Source organism: Colidextribacter sp. OB.20 (assembly GCF_009911595.1).
Taxonomy (GTDB): Bacteria; Bacillota; Clostridia; order Oscillospirales; family Oscillospiraceae; genus Lawsonibacter.
In genome coordinates this window covers 74972-95493 of the sequence record NZ_QWKG01000007.1, presented here as the reverse complement: position 1 = coordinate 95493, position 20522 = coordinate 74972, and the positions used below count along the sequence as shown (strand labels likewise).

The 20522-nt window shown below is 59.9% G+C and carries 17 protein-coding genes; 13 read left to right on the top strand and 4 right to left on the bottom strand.

The features are described from left to right. Nucleotides 1-2: 2 nt before the first annotated feature. From lpdA to D1641_RS02995, 4 genes are read right to left on the bottom strand one after another with little or no spacing between them, the layout of a single operon-like run. Nucleotides 3-1709, bottom strand: a complete 1707-nt coding sequence (gene lpdA, locus D1641_RS03010) for a dihydrolipoyl dehydrogenase (RefSeq protein ID WP_160662917.1) — start codon at nt 1707-1709, stop codon at nt 3-5. Nucleotides 1710-1722: 13 nt separating this feature from the next. Next, on the bottom strand, nt 1723-3039 hold the full coding sequence (locus tag D1641_RS03005; RefSeq protein WP_160662916.1) for a 2-oxo acid dehydrogenase subunit E2: 1317 nt from the start codon (nt 3037-3039) through the stop codon (nt 1723-1725). A gap of 14 nt (nt 3040-3053) precedes the next feature. Continuing rightward, nucleotides 3054-4037, bottom strand: coding sequence for an alpha-ketoacid dehydrogenase subunit beta (locus D1641_RS03000; RefSeq protein ID WP_347707374.1), 984 nt, complete (start codon nt 4035-4037; stop codon nt 3054-3056). Between the two features lie 15 nt (nt 4038-4052). Continuing rightward, nucleotides 4053-5042: a thiamine pyrophosphate-dependent dehydrogenase E1 component subunit alpha gene (locus D1641_RS02995; protein ID WP_160662915.1), complete on the bottom strand. Its 990-nt coding sequence runs from the start codon at nt 5040-5042 to the stop codon at nt 4053-4055. 238 nt (nt 5043-5280) lie between these two features. Here D1641_RS02995 and D1641_RS02990 point away from each other — a divergent pair, with 238 nt between their 5' ends. The 13 genes from D1641_RS02990 (at nt 5281) to D1641_RS02930 (ending at nt 20251) form a co-directional block, all read left to right on the top strand. Then, entirely contained in the window at nt 5281-6264 is a 984-nt protein-coding gene (locus D1641_RS02990) for a sugar-binding domain-containing protein (RefSeq protein WP_160662914.1), read from the top strand. Between the two features lie 265 nt (nt 6265-6529). Continuing rightward, nucleotides 6530-7414 carry an SMP-30/gluconolactonase/LRE family protein gene (locus D1641_RS02985; RefSeq protein ID WP_160662913.1) on the top strand — a complete coding sequence of 295 codons (885 nt, stop codon included), beginning with the start codon at nt 6530-6532 and terminating at the stop codon, nt 7412-7414. 65 nt (nt 7415-7479) lie between these two features. Further along, nucleotides 7480-8658: an iron-containing alcohol dehydrogenase gene (locus D1641_RS02980; protein WP_160662912.1), complete on the top strand. Its 1179-nt coding sequence runs from the start codon at nt 7480-7482 to the stop codon at nt 8656-8658. An 86-nt stretch (nt 8659-8744) separates the two neighbouring features. Then, nucleotides 8745-10289, top strand: coding sequence for a xylulokinase (gene xylB / locus D1641_RS02975; protein WP_160662911.1), 1545 nt, complete (start codon nt 8745-8747; stop codon nt 10287-10289). Nucleotides 10290-10312: 23 nt separating this feature from the next. Beyond that, the gene (locus tag D1641_RS02970; protein ID WP_160662910.1) at nt 10313-11266 is read left to right on the top strand and encodes an ABC transporter ATP-binding protein; all 954 of its coding nucleotides are present in this window, start codon (nt 10313-10315) and stop codon (nt 11264-11266) included. Next, entirely contained in the window at nt 11263-11967 is a 705-nt protein-coding gene (locus tag D1641_RS02965; RefSeq protein WP_160662909.1) for an ABC transporter permease subunit, read from the top strand. Before D1641_RS02970 ends, D1641_RS02965 begins: the two co-directional genes overlap by 4 nt. A gap of 9 nt (nt 11968-11976) precedes the next feature. Continuing rightward, entirely contained in the window at nt 11977-13401 is a 1425-nt protein-coding gene (locus D1641_RS02960) for a GldG family protein (RefSeq protein WP_160662908.1), read from the top strand. Beyond that, entirely contained in the window at nt 13398-14699 is a 1302-nt protein-coding gene (locus D1641_RS02955; RefSeq protein ID WP_160662907.1) for a DUF4340 domain-containing protein, read from the top strand. The genes D1641_RS02960 and D1641_RS02955 overlap by 4 nt, the downstream gene beginning before the upstream one ends. Before the next feature lie 98 nt (nt 14700-14797). Beyond that, the gene (locus D1641_RS02950; RefSeq protein WP_160662906.1) at nt 14798-15973 is read left to right on the top strand and encodes a sugar ABC transporter substrate-binding protein; all 1176 of its coding nucleotides are present in this window, start codon (nt 14798-14800) and stop codon (nt 15971-15973) included. A 256-nt stretch (nt 15974-16229) separates the two neighbouring features. Then, complete coding sequence (locus D1641_RS02945) at nt 16230-17723, top strand: sugar ABC transporter ATP-binding protein (RefSeq protein WP_160662905.1); 1494 nt, start codon at nt 16230-16232, stop codon at nt 17721-17723. Further along, on the top strand, nt 17716-18690 hold the full coding sequence (locus tag D1641_RS02940) for an ABC transporter permease (protein WP_160662904.1): 975 nt from the start codon (nt 17716-17718) through the stop codon (nt 18688-18690). Before D1641_RS02945 ends, D1641_RS02940 begins: the two co-directional genes overlap by 8 nt. A 12-nt stretch (nt 18691-18702) precedes the next feature. Beyond that, the gene (locus D1641_RS02935; protein ID WP_160662903.1) at nt 18703-19671 is read left to right on the top strand and encodes an ABC transporter permease; all 969 of its coding nucleotides are present in this window, start codon (nt 18703-18705) and stop codon (nt 19669-19671) included. 16 nt (nt 19672-19687) lie between these two features. Continuing rightward, nucleotides 19688-20251 (top strand): hypothetical protein, encoded by a 564-nt coding sequence (locus D1641_RS02930; protein ID WP_160662902.1) that lies wholly within the window; start codon nt 19688-19690, stop codon nt 20249-20251. Nucleotides 20252-20522 lie beyond the last annotated feature (271 nt).

Here is a 20522-nt window from a genome sequence, read left to right as displayed (position 1 = left end):
TATCACCGCTTCTTGGGGGGCAGGTGGATGCACCGGCCAAGGGCGTCGGCACAGGCCTCCATAAACGCCTCGGAATAGCTGGGGTGGGCGTGAATGATCTGATCGGCCACCTCGTTGACCGTCACCTCCATCGCCATCAGGGCGGTAGGCTCGGCGATCATTTCGGAGGCCGCTCCACCGACCATATGCGCGCCCAGGATCTGGCCGTATCTGCTGTCCGCAATCACCTTGACGAAGCCGGCCTTCTCTCCGCTGGCCAGACTGCGCCCGTTGGCAGACATCCGGAAAATACCCACCCGAATGCCCTCAGGGTGAAGCTCCCGGGCCTTCTCCTCGGTCAGACCCACGCAGGAGGCCTCGGGGCCGGTGTACAGGCAGCTTGGGACGAACCGGAGATCACATTTGTGGTTTTCGCCGGTCATGCAGTTTTCCGCCGCGATCTCGCCCATTTTAAAGGCGGCGTGCGCCAGCATGACGCGGCCGTTGACATCGCCGCAGGCATAGATATCCTCCACGGAGGTTTTCATGGTGTCATCCACCACAATCTTGCCCCGCTCCGTCCTGATCTGGCCGGACATGGCGCCCAGACATTCCAGGTCGGCGGCGCGGCCGATGGAGAGCAGGACCTTGTCGCACTCTACGCTTCCGCCGTCCGTGACGATGACGGGAGCGCCGTTCCTGTCGTCAATCCGCTCCACCTTGCGGCCGCACATGACGGTAACGCCGTTCTTTCTCAGGCCCTTGTCGATCTCGGCGGAGACGTCCCGGTCAAACATGGACACCACCCGGTCCATGGCCTCCACCACCGTGACCTGACTGCCGAAGGCCGAGAAGGCGCTGGCCAGCTCACAGCCGATGACCCCGCCGCCGATGATGCCCAGGCGCTTGGGGACCTCGGTCATGGACAGAATGTCGTCACTGGTGAGCACCGCGCTGTGGTCTATGCCGGGGATAGGAATCCGGATGGCCTTGGAGCCGCCGCAAAGGATGATCTTTCTGGCCCTGTACTCTCTGCCGCCGCATTCCAGCGTGTGTCCGCCGGACAGCTTGGCCGTCCCCTTGACGGTGGTAACACCGTTGCTTTTCAGCAGAGCGGCGACGCCGTCGGTGAGGGTCTTGACCACCTTGTCCTTGCAGGAGACCACCTGAGACATGTTGACAGAGACCAGGGGGTCCACAACAATGCCCCGCTGGGCGGCATCCTTGATGTGGTGGATGTACTCGGCGGTTTTCAGATAGGTCTTGGTCGGGATGCAGCCGCGGTTCAGACAGGTGCCGCCCACCACGTCTTTCTCAAAGAGGATAACCTTCCCGCCCAGCTGGGCGGCGCGGATGGCGGCCACATAGCCGGCGGGGCCGCCGCCGACGACCGCCACATGGTATTCATCTCCCTGAAGCCCATCGGAGGAGGCGGCCACCGGGGCGGAGGCGGACGCCGGAGCGGCCTGGGCAGGCCCGGGGACTGCCTCGCCGGCCTGGCCCACATAGGCCACCGTCTGGAGGACGGGGACCACCGCGCCGTCCTCAAACAGCTTTTTCAGCAAAATGCCCTCGGCGGGGGACTCGGCCTCCATGGTGATCTTGTCGGTTTCGATCTCCATGACCGCCTCCCCCTTGGCCACGGGGTCACCCTCGTTTTTCAGCCAGCGCACAATGGTGCCCTCGGTCATGTCCATGCCGTTTTTGGGCATATAAATCTCAGTTGCCACGGTATCTGCCTCCTTATAGTAAAATGCTGACGGGGTTTTCCAGCAGCTGCTTCAGGCGTGACTCAAACATACAGGCCTCGGTGCCGTTGAGAATCCGGTGGTCATAGGTCAGGCAGATCATCATCCGCTTGCGCGCCGTAACCTGGCCGTCCGCCAGCACCAGCTCATCCTCCGCGGCGCACACGCCCACAATGGCGGCCTCCGGCTGGTTGATGATGGGGGTAAAGCTGTGGGTGCCGAACATGCCGATGTTGGAGACCGTGATCCGGCCATCCCCCATGTCGTCGGGTGTCAGCTTTCCATCTCTGGCCCTCCGGCTCAGCTCCTTGGTCTCCCGGGCCAGCTGGAGCAGACCCTTTTTGTCCACATCCCGGACCACAGGGACCAGCAGACCCTCGTCCAGGCCCACGGCCACGCCCACATTGATGCGGCTGTGGAGGACATATTCCGTCCCCTCCAGCGTCATGCGGAAGCGCTCCTGCTCCCCGATGACGATGGCGACGGCCTTGACAATCATATCGTTGACCGACACCTTGTCCCCCTTCTCCCGGCCCAGGTTGATCTTCTCCCGCAGGTCCAGCAGGTCGGTGACGTCGATCTTGATATTCTGGGTGACGGGGGGGATCTCGCTGTGGCTGGAGAACATCCGCTGAGCAATGACCTTGCGCATTCCGGTCATCTTCCGCCGCTGGATGACCGCCTCCAGCTCGGCCACAACAGCATCCACCGCGGCGGCCTGCTCCGCCGCGGGAGCGGGATGCAGGTCGGCGCTGGTGATCTTGCCCCGGCAGCCGCTGCCGGCGACCCCCTTCAGGTCGATGCCCAGGCCGGCGGCCATAGCCCTGGCCAGAGGAGTGGCCCTGGGGGCGGCATCCAGATAGGCCTCCACATCAGCCCCCCGTATCTCTCCATGGCGGCCGCCGGGGGGGATGTCATGGAGGTCCACCCCCCGGTCCTTCGCCAGCTTTCTGGCATAGGGGGTGGCGGCCACCGGGCTGTCCGGCGCGGGGACGGCGGAGGGCCGGGCGGCTGGGGCCGGGGCCTCCTGGGCCTGGGGTGCGGGGGCAGTCTTGGCATCCGGGATGGCCTCACCGGCCTCTCCGACGTAGGCCACCACCTGGAGAACGGGAACCACCGCGCCGTCCTCAAACAGCTTTTTCAGCAAAACACCCTCCGCAGGGGATTCGGCCTCCATGGTGATCTTATCGGTCTCGATCTCCATAACCGGCTCGTTCTTTTCTACATGGTCGCCCTCGTTTTTCAGCCAGCGGACAATGGTGCCCTCCGTCATATCCATGCCGTTTTTGGGCATACAGATCTCGGTTGCCATAGACGGGCCTCCTTTCACAGCACTTCGCGCACGGCGGCTTCAATGGTTTCAGGAGTGGGGAAGGTATTGGTCTCCAAAACGGGATTGAAGGGCACGGGGCAGTAGAGCGCACCCACCCGCTTGATGGGGGCGTCCAGATAATAGAACGCGTCGCTGTCCACGATGGTGCTTACCAGCTCGCCGCCGAAGCCGCCGTATTTGACCGCCTCGTGTACGATCACGACCCTGCGGGTCTTTCTGGCGGTGGCGATAATGGCCTCCTTGTCCAGGGGGACGAGGGTGCGCAGGTCGATCACCTCCACGCTGATCCCCTCTTTTTCCAGCTTTTCAGCGGCCTGGAGGCTCATCTGAACGGTGCGCCCGTAGGTGATGATGGAGACGTCCCTGCCCTCCCGCTTGGTGTCGGCCACCCCAAAGGGGATGGTGTAGTCCCCGTCGGGGACCATGCCCTTGGTGTTGTACAGGCGCTTCTGCTCCAGGAACATGACGGTGTTGTTGTCCCGGATGGCGGTTTTCAGCAGACCCTTGGCGTCGTAGGGGGTGGAGGGGACTACCACCTTCAGGCCAGGGATGTGCAGATACATCTGCTCCAGGGACTGGGAGTGCTGGGCGGCGGCCCCGGTGCCGCCGCCGGCGGGGGTCCGGATGACCATGGGGACGCTGACCTTCCCGGCAAACATGAAGTGCATCTTGGCGGCCTGGTTGATAATCTGGTCGTAGCAGACCGACATAAAATCGGAGAACATCAGCTCCACAATGGGGCGCATCCCCGTGATGGCGGAGCCCACGCCCGCCCCCACAAAGGCGGTCTCGGAGATGGGGGTCTCGATCACGCGGCTGGGGCCGAACTCCTCCAGCATCCCCTTGGACACGCCGAAGGCGCCGCAGTAGGCGCCGATATCCTCTCCCATAAAGTAGACCGTCTCATCGCGGCGCATCTCCTCGCACATGGCCTCCCGCACCGCTTCCTTGTATGTGATCTCTCTCATATCAGACATGGATGTTTCCCCCTCTCACTTCGCATAGACGTCAGCTTCCAGGTCCTCCACGACGGGCTGGGGCTGAGCCTTCGCGTATTCCACGGCGTTCTGGACGATCTGCTCGGCCTCGGCGTCCATGGCGGCAATATCATCGTCGGTAAAGATGTTGTTTTGGAGCAGGAAGTCTTTAAAGCGGATGATGGGTCCCCGCTCCTTCCAGTACTGGATCTCCTCCTTGGAGCGGTAGAGATTGCCGTCGCTCTTGGAGTGGCCGGAGATGCGGTAGGTGTGCTCCACGATCAGGACGGGCCCGTTGCCGGCCACCACATACTCCCGGGCCTCCTTTACCGTTTCATAGACGGCCAGCACGTCATTGCCGTCGCACTCATAGGCCTTAATGCCGTAGGGGATGGCGCGCTTGGTCAGGTCGGTGTCCTTTACCACCCGGTTCAGGGGGGTGGACATGCCGTAGGTGTTGTTAATCAGAACAAACATGACCGGCAGATTCCAGACGGAGGCCAGGTTCATGGCCTCGTGGATTGCGCCCTCGTTGGACGAGCCGTCGCCGAAAAAGGCGACGCAGACCCGGTTTGGGATATTTTTCAGCTTGATGGTCAGCGCGGCGCCGCAGGCAATGGGGCCGTTGGCCCCCAGGATGCCGTTGGCCCCCAGGATGCCGTTGTCAAAATCACAGATGTGCATGGAGCCGCCCTTGCCCCGGTTTGTGCCGGTCTCCCGGGCCAGAATCTCGGCCATCATGGAGTTGATGTCCACGCCCTTGCCGATTGCCTGGCCGTGGCCCCGGTGGGTGGCGAGCATGTAGTCCTCCTTCGTCAGGGCCGCGGTGGTGCCGATGCCCGTCGCCTCCTCTCCCACCCCAAGGTGCATGGTCCCGTAGACAAGTCCCTGGCCGAAGAGCCAGAAGGCGCTCTCCTCAAATTTGTTGACGGTCATCATGCGGACCATCAGGTCTTTGAGGAACTGCTTGTTTTCCAGCAGGCTCCCGTCTTTGTGTTTTTCCATCGTTACCAACCTCCTCATTTCAGATACCCTCACTTCATTTACTTTTGTAAATCCGCTTTTCGTCTGATAATTTACGCGACTCCAGAATACTACAACACTTCGGCATTGTCAATTGTTTTTAGCACAAAAACTTGCCAAATCTGTACCAATGTACTATAATTGGGTGGACTGTACCGGCAAGACCCCTTGGAACCGCCGGTTTTCGGGTCGCATTTTAAGATGGAAGTAGGTTGGCCACATGCCAATTCAGCCCGAACAGCGCTACTATTTGAAGCTGAAAGCGCTCTATCTGCTGTATGAAAAAAATTACACGCAGGTAGAAATTTCCAAGATGCTGGGCATCTCCCGAGTGACCCTCAACAAGATGCTGGATGAGGCCAAGCGCGAGGGACTGGTCAAGATTGAGATTGTCGATGTGAAGGGCACGGTGAACACCTTCAAGCTGGAAGAACAGATGAAAGAGACCTTCGGTCTGTCAGACGTCCGGCTGGTGCCCTGCCAGGGGGAGGACGACAGCGGCCTGCTCCGCCGCACGGCGGCGGAGGCGGCCTCCTATCTGGAGCGAATCCTCCGCAGCGGGATGAGGCTGGGCTTTTCCTGGGGCAGGATGCTGAACACGATGGCGGAGTATCTCAACGAGAATCACGCCATCCAGGGGCTGGATATCTACTCTCTGGTGGGCGGCTCTTACAGCGTGGCGGAGTTCCAGCCCAATCTCCTCATTCAGCACGTGGTGGAAAAATACGGGGGAGCCACCCATATTCTCACCGCACCCTATATGTGCCAGACCCCCGAGCTGTGCCAGGCCATCAAGCGGGAGCCCCAGATCGCCCAGATCCTGGAGGAGGCAAAAAATCTGGACATCACAATGGTCGGCATCGGCGGAGGCCCTCCCCAGGGGGCGGAAACCTTCAGCTACTACCCCTTCGACGGCTCGATCATTGAGGAGCTGGTTAACGCCAACGCCGTGGGCGATATCTGCGGCAGCTTCTACGACATCCACGGCCAGCTGTGCCAGACCTCCATCACCGGCAGGGTTGTATCCATCGACATCCGGCAGCTGACCCAGCAGAAGCGGGTCATCGGCGTGGCCGCAGGGGACGACAAGATCAAGCCCATCCTCGGCGCGCTGAACGGCGGCTTCCTGGATATTCTGATTACCGATGTGGTCACAGCAAAGGCTGTGATCGAATTGTCAAAAACAATAGCTGTTCACCGTTGAAAAAGCGTACAGCATGTTCCGGCTGCTTAAAAACCGTGTGCCTCTCCCAGGCTTTGGAGGCACACGGTTTTCTTATGTTTTGCCGCCTCCGGACGCGCGGGAAGGGGAGGCGGAATTTGACTCGTCAAAATGCCTAAAAATCGTTCACACTTCAATTTTGATTTAAAACGATTGACAAAAGGAAAAAGATATGATATCGTTAAATTAACAAAAATATCATTGATTTACAAATGTAAATATAGCGGGTAAAAAAGGAGGCGGAAAAATGAAATTTGATCTGGTGATAGACGCAAACCTGGAGCTGATTGAGACGCCCATTTGGGATAAGCGGGTGGGCCGGCTGTATTGGACCGACCTGTTCTCCGGCGACGTACACGGATACAGCCCCGCGTCTGGAGAGGATCAGGTATGGAAAACCGGCCGGATGATCGGCTCCGCGATTCCATGCAGCGATCCCGGAAAGCTGCTGTGCGCCATCGAGGGCGGGCTGCATCTGCTGGACCTGGAGGATGGCGGGCTCACCTTCCTGGTTGACCCGGAGCAGGGAAATCCCGACAACCGCTACAACGACACCCGGGTGGACGCCGCAGGGCGTGTGTTTATGAGCTCGGTCTCCAAGCTGTACGGCACCGGCGCTTACCAGCCCCACATGAAGGGCAGCTTCTACATGGTGGACACCGACGGTTCGGTAAAAACCATCGAGGCCGGGATCAACCAGTACAATGCCATTGTCTGGAACCGGGACAACTCAAAGATGTTCGTGGTAGATACCTTTAATCAGACGCTGGTCGCCTATGACTACGACCTGGAAAAGGGGCCTGTGAGCGCCGGCCAGGTGGTCATCCGCTTCACGGACCAGGGGATGCCAGACGGCATGAGCATCGACAGGCATGACAACCTGTACATCTGCCACTGGACCGGGAAAATCTCGGTCTGGAGCCCCGAGTATAAGCTGATCGAGACCATCGGCTTCCCGGTGGAATATGTCTGCTGCGGCGGCTTTGCCGGGGAGGACATGCGGGACTTCTACGTGGCCACCTCCAGGTTCTGCTATGGCCCCGAGGAGCTGAACGACAACCCAGGCGCCGGCGGCATGTTCAGGGCCAGAAGCCCCGTCGCGGGAATGCCGGACCACTTCTATCCCTGCTGAGCGCCAGAGTTTTGATGGAGAATATCTGTCATCTGAAATATTATTGAAAAAAAGGAGCGGTAGTTATGTATTCATTCGAGTTCAAGATTCCCTCGAAGATCGTGTTTGGTGTGGGCGAGGTAGCCAAGGTGGGCAGCGAGGCCGCCAGCTTTGGCAAGAAGGCCATGCTGGTCACCTATGACGAGAAGCTGGTGAAGGATCTGGGCTTCTATGACAAGGTGGCGAAGAGCTGCGCGGAGGCCGGCGTAGAGCTACTGGAGTTCTTCGGCGTGAAAAGTAATCCTACCGCTGAGCACGCCGCCATCGGCATCGAGCTGGCTAAGCGGGAAAAGCCCGACGTTCTCATCGCCCTGGGCGGCGGCTCCGCCATGGACAGCGCCAAGTTCATCGGCGTTGCCGCCAAGTACGACGGCGATCCCTGGGACTTCCCCCTGGGCAAGGCCGCCATTCAGGAGACCATCCCTGTCATCGCCGTGGTGACCATCCCCGCCACCTCCTCCGAGCTGAACGGCACCGCCGTGATTACCAACGAGACCCTGCGCCGCAAGGACGGCTTTGTCAGCCCCATCATGAAGCCCGCCGTTACCATTTTGGACCCGGAGCTGACCTATACAATCCCTGTCCGCCAGACCGCCTATTCTGCCGCGGACATTATCTCCCATCTGCTGGAGCACTACCTGGGCCACGACCTGGCCTTCGCCCCCTATCAGGACCACTTCTGCGAGGGCGGCATCCGCTCCATGATGGAGTGCATGAACCGCCTGCTGGAGAATCCCCAGGACCCCGACGCCCGGGCAATCATGATGTGGCAGGCCGCCTTCGCCTGGAACGGCTTCTATGACTGCGGCTTCGGCCTGCCCAACTCCAACATCCACATCCTGGGCCACTCTCTGTCCAATTTCTACAACACTCCCCACGGCGCCGCCATGTCGGTGACCATTCTGGCCACTATGCGGGCCCACATCAAGGTCAACCCCATCAAGGTGGCCACCTTCGCCCGGGAGGTTTTCGGCATTCGGGAGGCCGACGACATGGTGGCCGCCAAGGCCGGCATCGCCGCCCTGGAGGCCTGGTTCAAGAAGATTGATACCCCCACCACCCTGGCCGAGGCGGGCATTACCGACCCCGACGCCATCGACAAGATGACCCCCGACGCCTATCAGACCGCCGTCGCCTGGGGCGAGGTGGAGAAGTTTGGCTACACCCAGGAGATCATCCGGGAGATGTTCGAGTCCTGTCTGTAATGCGCCGAGATAAACGGAACCGCTGACTGCGCTGTGCCGCGGGGCTCCTGCGGCACAGCCGAATAAACTGGAAAGGAAAATTTGCTATGAGCTGTTTCTTAGGAATCGACTCCGGTACCAGCGGTGTCAAGGCCCTGATCCTGGATGAAGAGGGCGCGGTTCAAGGTATCGGTTATCAGGAGTGCAACGTAATCAATCCCGAGCCCGGCTTTGCGGAGCAGGACCCCATGGACTGGTGGCGCGCCTGCTGCGGTGCGGTAAAGGAGGCGGTCTCCAAAAGCGGCCGGGGCCAGGATATCATTGGAATCGGCTTCTCCGGGCAGATGCAGGGAAACGTGATGCTGGATAAAGATCTGAAACCCATCGGCAACTGCATGATCTGGCTGGACCAGCGGGCCACGGCGGAGGTGGAGGACATCGCCCGAATCATTACGGCGGATCAGTCCCTGAGCATCACCACCAACCACTGCCTGAACAGCTTCTGGGCCCCCAAGCTGCTGTGGCTGAAAAAGCACCGCCCCCAGGAGTTTGAACAGACCCACAAGGTGGTGTTCACCAAGGACTTCCTGCGTCTGCTGATGACCGGCGAGCTGAGCACCGAGGTGAGCGACGCCTCCCTCACCTATCTGATGGACGTACCCGGCCGCTGCTGGTCTGAGACCATGCTGAAATCGCTGGGTATCCCCAAGGAGATCATGCCCGAGCGGCTGACCGAATCCCAGGAGGTCTGTGGCTATCTGCTGGAGTCCGTGGCGAAGGACTGGGGGCTGAAGGCCGGCATTCCGGTGGTCTCCGGCGCCGGCGACCAGCCCGCCTGCGGCGTGGGCACCGGCATCGTGCGCAGCGGTGTGGTGGGCTCCTCCATCGGCACCTCCGGCGTAATCTTCGCCAGCGCGGACCAGCCCTTCGTCATTGAAAAGCAGTGCGCCACCTACAGCATGTGCCATGCGGTCCCCGGCCTGTGGGGCTTCCTGGGGCTCACGCTGACCTCCGGCGCCTCCTTCAAGTGGGTGCGGGACACCTTTTTCCCGGAGAAAAAGGCCGAGCTGGCCGCCCAGGGCAAGGACATCTACGATTACATGACCGGCTTGGCGGAGCAGGCCGCCGTGGGCAGCGAGGGTCTGGCCTTCCTCCCCTATCTGAACGGGGAAAAGACCCCCATCAACGACGAGAACGCCAGGGGCGTGTTCTTCGGCCTCTCCCAGCGCCACGGGCTGAATGAAATCTGCCGCAGCGTGATGGAGGGCGTCACCTTCTCCCTGCGGGACAGCGTGGAGCTGTTCCGGGAGCACGGACTGGAGGTCAGGGAAATCCGGGCCTCCGGCGGCGGAGCCAAGAGCCAGCTCTGGCGGCAGATGCAGGCGGATATCTACAACGCCAAGGTGGTCACCATGAATATGGAGGAGGGCCCGGCCGCCGGCGCGGCGATTCTGGCCGGCGTGGGCGCGGGGTTCTATAAAAACGTGGCCGAGGGCTGCGACGCCGTGCTGAAAATCGAAAGCGTCACCGAGCCCATCCCGGAGCATGTGTCCATATACAACGACTACTATCAGACCTACCGGCAGCTGTACGTCTCCCTGAAGGAGACCTTTGCCGCCCAGGCCGCTATTGTCAGAAGGTACGTGAGGTAAAACGCACGTAAGCGGGAGGCACTATGATCCAGGTAACAGGCTTGACAAAGCGATACGGGAACAAGCGCGGTGTGGAGGACATCACCTTTCATGTGGACCAGGGGGAGATTGTAGGCCTGCTGGGGCCCAATGGGGCCGGTAAATCCACCATCATGAAGATGCTGACAGGCTGCCACATGATGACCTCCGGGCGCATTGTAATCAACGGCTGCGACATGCTGGAGGACCCGGACCAGGCCCTGCGGCACATAGGCTTTATGCCCGAGCTCCCGCCTTTATACCTGGAGATGGAGGTGGAGGAGTATCTGCTCTTCGCCGCCGCCATCAAGGGGGTTCCCAAGGGGGAGCGGAAGGCCCATGTGGAAGGGTTCCTCGGGCTGACGGGCGTCGGGGATGTGCGCGGCCGGCCCATCGGGAACCTGTCGAAGGGCTACCGGCAGCGGGTGGGACTGGCCCAGGCGCTGGTGGGCGACCCCAAAATCCTGATTCTGGATGAGCCCACCGCCGGCCTGGACCCCAGGCAGATCACCGAGGTGCGCGACCTTCTGAAACGCCTGAGCCGGGACCATACGATTATGGTCAGCTCCCACATCCTGGCCGAGATCGGCCAGACCTGCGACCGGGTCGTCATCATCAGCAACGGCCGGCTGGTGGCCGAGGACACCATGGAGAACCTGAGCAGGGGGCAGGAGGAGGGGAACCTTTTCCGCCTGAAGGCCGCCTGCAACAGGGAGGAGCTGTCCGCTGCCCTCGGGGATATTCCCGCCATTGAGAAAATCGAAGGCTGCGGCACGGACGGGGACAGGCGGTGGTTTGAGATCACCGCGCCCGATACCGACGAGGTCCGGCAGGCGGTGTCCGCCGCCCTGGCCCGCCATCAGATTCCGCTGCTGGAGCTGAACAGCGGCAGGCTGTCTCTGGAGCAGGTCTTCCTGCGCCTGACAGACGCCCGTGCCGGAGAGGGGGCAGCGCTATGAGTATCATCATAAAGAAGGAAGTCTCCTCGTTTTTTTCCACCCCCTTCGGATATGTATTTCTGGGGATTTTCCTGCTGCTGTCCGGCATGATGTTCACCATCTATAACCTGCTGGGGGGAAACGGTGCGCTGTCCGGCATGTTCGACCTGCTGAAAAATGTGTCCTTTATCATCTTCCCGGTGCTGACCATGCGGATGTTTGCCGAGGAGCGGAGAAACGGGACGGAGCAGCTTCTGATGACCTCCCGTCTGAGGTGCGTGGACATCGTGCTGGGCAAGTTTCTGGCGGCCGGCGTCCTGTTTGGCTACGCCCTGGCTGCAACGCTGGTCTATGTGGTGATCATCGCCGCCCACGGCTCCCCCAACTATGGGGCCCTGGCGGCGTCCTATCTGGGCTTCGCCCTGCTGGGCGTCAGCATGATCGCAGTGTGCACCTTTATTTCCTCCTTCGCAGAAAATCAGGTGACCGCGGCCATCAGCGCCTTCGGCATCCTCTTCCTGATGGTGATGCTGGCCTCCTTCACCCGATCTCTGACAATTCCGGTGCTCAGCCCCATCCTGTCGGCGCTGGCAATTACCACAAGGTATGACGAGTTTACCAGAGGGGTGCTCCGGCCGGGCCCTGTGGCTTATTACCTGGGGGTGACGGCGGTGTGCCTGGTTATGGCGGTAAAGAACCTGGAGTACAGAAGGTTTCGGTAGGAGCGGGCTATGGATACGTCTTTGCAGATCAAGAATAAGAAGCGGCAGTTTATTGGGCTGGCTGTGCTGACGGTGCTGCTGCTGACGGCGGCTGTCACCCTCGGCACCATGGTCGCCTATGAAGTGCCCTTCCGGTACGACATGACCGGGCAGAAGCTTTTCACCCTGTCCGGGGACAGTCTGAGCTGTCTGGAGGAGCTGAACAGCCCGGTGCGCATCGGGGCCGTATATCCCTCCGGGCAGGAGAACCCCTACGTCTCCTCCCTTCTGAACGAGTATGAGAAGGCCAGCGAGATGGTGACGGTGGAGTACATAGACGCGGAGAAAAACCCCTCCGCCCTGGCCGGCTACACCCTGGGGGACGTCCAGGCCGTGTTTAACGGGACCCTGATTATAGAGAGCGGGGAGCAGGTACAGCTGGTGTACAGCGACGACCTGTTTGAATCGGGAAGCAGCGGAAACCTGTTCTATGGAGAGAGGGAGATCACCGGGGCCATCCGTTATGTCTCCAGCGAGGAGCTGCCCACTGTCTATTTCACCCAGGGCCACGGGGAGCTGTCGGTGACCAACCAGCTGTCTGACGCCATCCGCCTGCTTCAGCTGGACGCCTATGCGGTCAAAACCTGCGTACTCCTCCAGACGGGCATCCCGGAGGACGCCGACATTCTGATTCTGGCCGCCCCCCGGAGCGACCTGACCGAGGAGGAGGCGGCGCTGCTCCGGCAGTTTCTGGAGCAGGGGAAGAGCCTGCTCCTCCTCCTGGACCCGGTGATGAACAGCAATATCAAAAGGCTGGACGTTCTGAACGGGCTGGTGAACGCCTACGGGATCGATATCAGCAACAACTATGTGGTGGAGGAGGACCCCTCCTACTACCTGTCCACCAGCGACATGTATCTGATCCCGCGCTACGGCGCCCACGAGATCACCAAGCCCATCGGCGAGGCAGAGCGGCTGGTCATTCTGCCCCTGGCCCGGGGGCTGGGGGGCGTGGATTACGACGAGAGCAAGGTCACCCGGGACGTTCTGCTGCTCTCCTCGGACCGGGCCTGGGCCCGGACGGATGTGAGCATCCCCGATGAGCACAAGACCTCCCGGGACGTCAGCGGCCCCATTCCCCTGGGAATGGCGGCCTCAAGAAGCAACGAGAGCTCCGGAAATATCTCCTCCCGGATCGTTGTGCTGGGAGACGCCACCTTTGCCTGTGACGGAAACGTCACGGTCCAGGCCAACGGCGATCTTCTCCTCAACAGTGTCAACTGGCTCCTTGGCGGCCGGGATAGAGAGCTGATTGCCGGGAAGGTCATCAATTCCGACATTATGATTGTGCGGGGGAACGAGTTTGTCAGGCTGGCGGTAATCTGTTGCGCCGTGATGCCCATGCTGGCCTTCTGCGGGGCGTTCCTCCTGTGGCGTCTGAGGAAAAACCGATGAAGGGACAGAAAAAAACAGTCTGGCTGCTGCTGGGGGCTCTGGCGGTTCTGGCCGCGGTCTACGCAGGCCTGCGCCTGACCCGGGACCCGCTGGCAGACGGTGTCTGGTTTGATTTCAGCCGCGGTGAGACCGTGGAGTCGATTCAGCTGGAAAACCCCTATGGACAGTTTCGCTTCTATCAGGAGGAGGGCGTCTGGATGGTGGACAGCGGCGGCGTCTACCGGACCAACGAGCGGAAGATGGCGCTGCTGTGCCAGTCCCTGGAGGACTTTCAGGTGCTGCGGGTACTGGACGGCGAAGCGCCCGGCTATGGCCTGGAGGCCAGCCCGATCCGGGTCCGGTTCACCACCTCCGCCGGGCACGAGTACGCCCTGGCGGTGGGGAACCAGACCATGAGTGCCAGCGACTGCTATGTGAAGGACCTGACGGACGGCCGGGTGTTCATCACCGACGGCGCCTCCGCCGCCCAGCTGACGGGCAGTCTGGCGGCCTATCGCTATAAGGAAATATTCACCATTGACAAGACGGACATCACCGCCATCCGCTACTCCGTGAACGGCGCACTCCAGGTCGCGCTGGAGCTGGGGGAGGACGGAGGCTGGTACATCACCCAACCCTATAACCGGGCTCCGGCCCGGACCATTGAGATGAACGAGCTGCTGACCCAGCTGCGGGGCTGGACGGTGGCCGGCTATGTGGACACACAGGCGGCCTCCCCCGGCGAGCTGGGGCTGGACGGAAGCTCACCCACCCTCCAGGTGACGGACGGAAAGGGGAATACCCAGACCCTGATTTTCGGCATCTCCGGCGAGACCACAACATGCGTCCAGACCGGCAGGGAGAACGAGGTGGTTCTGCTGTACAGCACGGACATAGACCTGTCCACCCTGGGCGCGGAGCAGCTCCTGTTTATCGCGCCGCTGAAGACGTCCATTGACCAAGTCCAATCCATCCAGGTCAGCGTCAGCACAGGCGACTATATCTTCACCGTGGAGCCAGGGACAGGGCTGGTGTCCTGCAACGGCCGCTATGTGGATCAGAGCGCCTTCAGCGGAATTTTCTTCAAATACATCGGCCTGATTGCCGACGGCGCAGACCCCGGCCACGCTGTACCGCCCCAGGAGGCGGTGGCCTATTTCAGGACCACCCTTTTGGACGGCTCGGTCACAGAGATGACGGCCTATGGCCGGGATCAGGGGACCTGCTATATGAAGCTCGACGGCGAGACAGTTTACTATCTGGAAACCGGCAGAATCACGGAGCTGGTCTCCCGCATCCAGGAGGCGCTGGCGCCCTGACGGACGCCCGCCGCAGCTTTGGGCTTATGCCCGCGGCCGGTCCGCACCACCGGCCAAGGGCTTAATGCTATACAAACAACCACAAGGAGGTAAAAACTATGAAAAAGATGAAGACAGCAGTCGCGCTGGCCTTGGTCACCGCCCTGGCCCTGACTGCTCTGGCTGCCTGCGGAAACGGCGGCCAGACCAACCAGCCCAGCCAGTCGGGGAGCGGCAGCCCCGGCACGTCCGCGACCAGCTCCGACCCCGGCCAGACCGAAAAAGGTGCGTACATCGGCAAGGTGCCCATCACCCTGAAGCACGACGTCCACGGCAACGACGCCAAGTGGGCTGAGATCTACGCCAAGGAGCAGTACGGCGCTACCTATGAAGTGATTGACCCTGACAACGACCTGGCCGCCGAGATCGCCGCCGTTGAGACCTTCATCGGCAAGGGCGTGGACGGCATCATTCTGCACCCCGTGGATGAAAACGGCGTGAACGGCATCATCCAGGAGGCCCGGGACGCCGGCGTCAATATCATGACCTACAACGTCAAGGCCTCTGACTGCAAGGTGCCCTTCCTGGGCATCGACGAGGCCGAGGTGGCCGCCCAGATGGGCGCCGACATGGCCAAGCAGTGGATCGAGCTGTACCCCGACAAGGAGGTCAAGGTTGGCCTGATCAGCTGGACCAACATCGCCTTCTGCTTCGACAACCGTACCGGCCCCTTCCTGAAGGGTGTCAAGACCGTCGTGGACTATCTGCCCACCGACAGCTGGGGCTTTAAGAACAGCGCGGGCGAGGACCTGACCGGCGCTACCTACTGGGTCCACGCCGGCGGCGACCTGGAGCTGGCTCAGACCGTGACCGCCGACTCTATCACCAAGTATCCCGACGTCAATATCGTCTATGGCGACAATGTCTCCAACGGGCTGGGTGCTCTGTCCGCTTATGAGGCCGCCGGCCGCGGAAAGGCTGTTGACGGTGTGCCTGTTACCGAGATCATCGCCTCCACCGACGCCAGCGACGGTGAGCTGAACAAGCTGGCCGACCCCACCTCCTCCCTGAAGTACTGCCTGGGCATGCAGCCCCAGACCTTCGCCTATGCTCAGGTGGACATGATGATGGAGATCATCAACGGCCAGCTGGACAACGACACCTACGTTGAGCGCACCACCCCCGACGTGTACTTCAACTACTACAAGGACAGCCTGCAGGACCTGCAGGACTGGTACAACACCCAGTATCTGCCCTCCTCCCCCCTGGATCTGGTCGGCACTTACGGCGCCTAAGCCACCGCAAGTAAGAGCCTGTATTCATAATCGAAAATGCAGGATGTGCGGGGAACATTTTCACCAATCAGGGCAAATTTTCGCAGGAATACTGGATGTATTTCAAGAAAATTGAGCGCCAGAGCGGCGGAAAAGACCCGCCCGGGCGGCGTTTGAGATTGTGAATACAGGTTCTAAGAGAAAGGAAGATAGGGGCGCGGGAAACGCCCCTATCTTTTCAAAAACCGGCCACATGACGGCCGTGGGAGGGAACATAATGAGCGATCATGTTTTGGAAATTAAAAATATCTCAAAGCATTTTGCCGGTGTGAAGGCGCTGGATGATGTAAGCTTTGATATTGTCAGGGGGTCCTGTCACTGCCTGATCGGGGAAAACGGCGCCGGAAAGTCCACCCTGATCAAAATTTTGACCGGCGCGCACCCCAAGACCTCGGGCACCGTGCTCTATAACGGAAAGGATTTTAATCCCGCCAGCACCAAGGACGCGATGAAGGCCGGAATCGGGTGCCTTTTTCAGGAGCTGAACGTGGTGGAAAAGCTGCGGGTGGAGGAAAACATCTGTCTGGGCCTGGAGGAAACCCGTTTCGGCATCATCAAAAAGAGCTCAAACCAGAAGGTGTTTGATGTGCTGCGCCGGATTGACTCCTCCATCGAGCCGAAGCAGTACATTGAGGAGCTGAGCGTAGCCAAGCGCCAGGTGGTGGAAATGGCTAAGGCACTGGCAATGGATTCCGATGTTATTATCATGGATGAGCCCACCGCCTCTCTCACAGAGGAGGAGGTAAAGCGCCTGTTTGAAATCATCCATGACCTGAAGAGTCAGGGAATTACAATCATTTATATCTCCCACCGGCTGGAGGAGATTATGGAGCTGGCCGACTATGTGACGGTGCTGCGTGACGGCCGCCACATCGCCACCAAACCGAGAGCTGAGATATCCGGCCGACAGGAATTGATTCAGATGATGATCGGAAAGGTCATCGTAGAGGACTACGTTCCCAATAAGATAGACGAAAATATCAAGCTGATCGAGCTGAAGGGCGTATCCAACAAGAAGCTGCACAACATCAGCTTTGATTTGCATAAAGGTGAGATTTTGGGCTTTTACGGCCTGATCGGAGCGGGAAAGACCGAGATCGCCCGGGCGATTTTCGGGGCTGACAAATATGCCGGCACCATTCTTGTGGAGGGCCGGGACGTGAAGGCGGTCTCCCCGGAGAAAGCGATTACAAACGGGATTGTGCTGGTTCCGGAGGAGCGGCGCACCCAAGGAATCTGCACCTCGCTGAGCATCGCCGTAAACACCCCCATGATGAATTACCGCACCGTGTCCCACAAGGGAATCCTGAATAAAAAGCAGCAGGGCAGGCTGGCCCGGGAATATATCGAAAAAATCGGGACGGCGTGCCGCGACGAGAACCAGTCGGTGGCTTTCCTCTCCGGCGGGAACCAGCAGAAGGTGGTGCTGTCCAAGTGTCTGAACGTCTCGCCAAAGGTACTGCTGCTGGATGAGCCCACCCGAGGAGTGGACGTGGGAGCGAAGCAGGAGATCTATCAGATCATCCGGCAGATGGTGAAGGACGGCTGCTCGGCCATCGTCTTCTCCAGCGAGCTGCCCGAGATTTTGGGCCTGTGCGACCGGATCGGCCTGCTATATGACGGGGAAATCAAGATGTTCCTGAAAAATGACGAGCATGTTGAGACCCGCCACATTATGTCTGTTGTTACAGGAGGTGTTGAAAATGAGTAATCAGGCCTCTGCCTTGAACCGCGGGATCAAATTTACCGCAGACGGCGTACAGAATCTGACCATCTTCTGCATTTTCCTGATGGCCTGTGTGGTCGGCTTTATCCTGGAGCCCAAGCTGTTCTTCAGTCCCTCGAATGTCACCAGCATCCTGGTGTCTGCCTCCAGCGTCATCATTGTGGCGTCGGCCGTCACCCTGGTATTGATCTCCGGTAATCTGAACCTGTCTGTGGGGGGTACGGGCGCCATGGGCGCGGTCCTCTTCGGCCTGATGACCCGCGCCGGCGTGCCCATTGTGCTGGCGGCCCTGCTGGCCGTTGTGCTCGGCCTGCTGGCGGGTATGCTGTGCGGCTTTATCATCGCCCAGTTCAAGCTGCCCTCCTTCATTGTCTCCCTGGCCTTTCGCTACATCACCAGAGGGATCGCCCTGGTGGGGGCGGGCGGCGCTGTGATTTTTGGCCTGCCCGCCGGGATCAGCAAAATCGGCATGACCATTGGCAGTATCCCCCTGCCCGCCGTATACGCCATTGCGGTCGTGCTGGTCTTTGTGTGGATTCAGAACAAGACCGTATTTGCCAGTACAGCCTACGCCGTGGGCGCCAACGAGCCGGCTGCCCATCTGTCCGGCATCAGCAACCGGAAGGTCGTCATGTCCGTGTTCGCCATGTCCGGTATGCTGGCCGCCTTCGTAGGGGTCGTGATCACCTCCCGCTTTACCGCCGCCGACAGCGGCATCCTGTCCACCCTGGACAACGACTGCATCATTGCCGCCGTGCTGGGCGGAACAGACATCAACGGCGGCCGGGGCACGGTGTTCGGAATGCTGATGGGCGCGCTGTTTATTGTGGTGCTGACCAACATTATGAACATGCTGGGGATGACCACTTACACCCAGGACATGGTAAAGGGCGTTGTTCTGATTGGAGCTATCCTTCTTAACAACATTATTCGTAAGCACGTTCGGATTTAGGGAGGGATAGGGATGCGAAACAATAAATTAAGCCGGTCCACTCAGAAGAATCTGGTCCTGTTTGTCATTCTTCTTGTGCTGTGCGCCTTTTTCTACAGCCAGAACAACCGCTTTATCACCGTATATAACCTGACAAATATGGTCCGGCAGAGCCTGCCCAACTTCATTCTCGGCTGCGGGATGACCTTCGTCATCGCCAGCGGCGCCATCGACCTGTCGGTGGGCGGCACCATGGCCCTGTCCGCCATGCTGTACGGCTATCTGTGCATCTGGGGCATCAACCCCTGGCTGGCGGTTGTCATCGTTGCGGGATTTGGTGTGGTCGTGGGAATCTTCAACACGGTCATCATGGAAAAGCTGCAAATTCCCGCCATCATGGCCACGCTGGCCACCTGGATTATCACCGCCGGCATGGCGATGTCCGTCTGCAAGGCCATCCCCATCACCGGCCCTGAGCTGAAACCGATTACCGTGCTGAACAGCATCAAATTCGGCAAGATTCCTCTGGCCCTGCCCATCTGCATTGTGGTGATTGCTGTCTTTCTGTTCCTGGAGAAAAAGACCATTCTTGGCAAGTACGCCATCGCCATCGGCGGAAATGACGCGGCCGCCCACTTTTCCGGCATCAATGTCACGAAAATGCGGGCCTGCTTCTTTGTGCTCACCGGAGTACTGGCCGGCCTGTCCGGCGTGTGGCAGGTGGCCCGCCTGGGCTCCGCCGACCCCACAATCGGAACTGGTATGGAGTTTAAGGTGGTGGCCGCCTGTATTCTGGGCGGAGTGAATATCAAGGGCGGCGAGGGCACCGTCTCCGGCGTCATGATCGGCACCGCTATTCTGATCGTTCTGACCAACGGAATGCAGATGATGGACATCGGCTCCTTCTATCAGGATATCGCCACCGGCCTGGTGCTGCTGGCCTCCGTTTTGATCAACAGCGACTCTGTCGGTGAGCTGATGGGGAAAAAGGCTGCCGCCTGATCAGGAGGGGAACATTGTGAAGGTAATCAGACCCGTTGAGACGGAGACATCCAGATTTCAGGTTGGCGACGTGCTCCCCTTTACCCTTGTGGACGGTGCCCTCGTACAGGCGCTGGCAGTAAAAGAGGAGCGGGACGGCATGTTGTTTGTCACCGTGGACTGCACGGGAATCGAGTCTATGGTTTGCAGCCCCGGGGAGCAGGACGGCGGATACGAGCGGTCTCTGCTGCGCCGTAGGCTGAACTGCGAGCTCTTGGAGCGCTTTCCTCCAGAGATTCGGGCGCAGATGGTCCCCCTTTCCAATGGGGATTGGCTTCGCCTGCCCACAGTGGGGGAGCTGTTCGGCAGGAGCGCCGCCGCAGAGGAGGCAGACCTGGGCTCAGGCCAGTGGGAGCCCATGAGGCTGTGCCGAAACCGGGTTTGCTTTCTGGGGCGGGACGGCATCAGCATGTGCTACTGGCTGGCAGACCCGGTGGATGGGGATGGCAAATTTTACAGCGGGGTGGACTATATGGGAAACGCCATGCACATAGCCGCTATCGGCACCTATGGTGTCCGTCCTGTGTTTAAGCTAAAGTAAGGGTATGGGTTTTGTTTATTGACAGAAGGATTTCTCTTTTGCAATGGACTCCTGCCTTTCCCTCCTTATCAGTCTGAAAAATTTGTCCTTTAAACGCGGGCTGACAAAAATCTACGGCTCACCGAGTGGGATACCCTCTCGGTGAGCCGTTTTTCTGTCTGTGGTTGGTTATGCGGTCAGAAATCCTGGCGGCACTCGAATTTCCGAACCTGAAACAGTATTGTTTCAGTTCAAGAAAGTGGTCAAATTTGAATCAGATCGCCTTAAACAG

Excerpts from the sequence above, each read along its gene's own strand:
- D1641_RS02970 (WP_160662910.1), top strand. The coding sequence starts at position 10,313 with ATGATCCAGGTAACAGGCTTGACAAAGCGATACGGGAACAAGCGCGGT.
- D1641_RS03000 (WP_347707374.1), bottom strand. The coding sequence starts at position 4,037 with ATGTCTGATATGAGAGAGATCACATACAAGGAAGCGGTGCGGGAGGCC.
- D1641_RS02985 (WP_160662913.1), top strand. The coding sequence starts at position 6,530 with ATGAAATTTGATCTGGTGATAGACGCAAACCTGGAGCTGATTGAGACG.
- D1641_RS02995 (WP_160662915.1), bottom strand. The coding sequence starts at position 5,042 with ATGGAAAAACACAAAGACGGGAGCCTGCTGGAAAACAAGCAGTTCCTC.
- xylB (WP_160662911.1), top strand. The coding sequence starts at position 8,745 with ATGAGCTGTTTCTTAGGAATCGACTCCGGTACCAGCGGTGTCAAGGCC.
- D1641_RS02980 (WP_160662912.1), top strand. The coding sequence starts at position 7,480 with ATGTATTCATTCGAGTTCAAGATTCCCTCGAAGATCGTGTTTGGTGTG.
- D1641_RS02945 (WP_160662905.1), top strand. The coding sequence starts at position 16,230 with ATGAGCGATCATGTTTTGGAAATTAAAAATATCTCAAAGCATTTTGCC.
- D1641_RS02950 (WP_160662906.1), top strand. The coding sequence starts at position 14,798 with ATGAAAAAGATGAAGACAGCAGTCGCGCTGGCCTTGGTCACCGCCCTG.
- D1641_RS02955 (WP_160662907.1), top strand. The coding sequence starts at position 13,398 with ATGAAGGGACAGAAAAAAACAGTCTGGCTGCTGCTGGGGGCTCTGGCG.
- D1641_RS02965 (WP_160662909.1), top strand. The coding sequence starts at position 11,263 with ATGAGTATCATCATAAAGAAGGAAGTCTCCTCGTTTTTTTCCACCCCC.
- D1641_RS02935 (WP_160662903.1), top strand. The coding sequence starts at position 18,703 with ATGCGAAACAATAAATTAAGCCGGTCCACTCAGAAGAATCTGGTCCTG.
- D1641_RS02940 (WP_160662904.1), top strand. The coding sequence starts at position 17,716 with ATGAGTAATCAGGCCTCTGCCTTGAACCGCGGGATCAAATTTACCGCA.
- D1641_RS02960 (WP_160662908.1), top strand. The coding sequence starts at position 11,977 with ATGGATACGTCTTTGCAGATCAAGAATAAGAAGCGGCAGTTTATTGGG.
- D1641_RS02990 (WP_160662914.1), top strand. The coding sequence starts at position 5,281 with ATGCCAATTCAGCCCGAACAGCGCTACTATTTGAAGCTGAAAGCGCTC.
- D1641_RS03005 (WP_160662916.1), bottom strand. The coding sequence starts at position 3,039 with ATGGCAACCGAGATCTGTATGCCCAAAAACGGCATGGATATGACGGAG.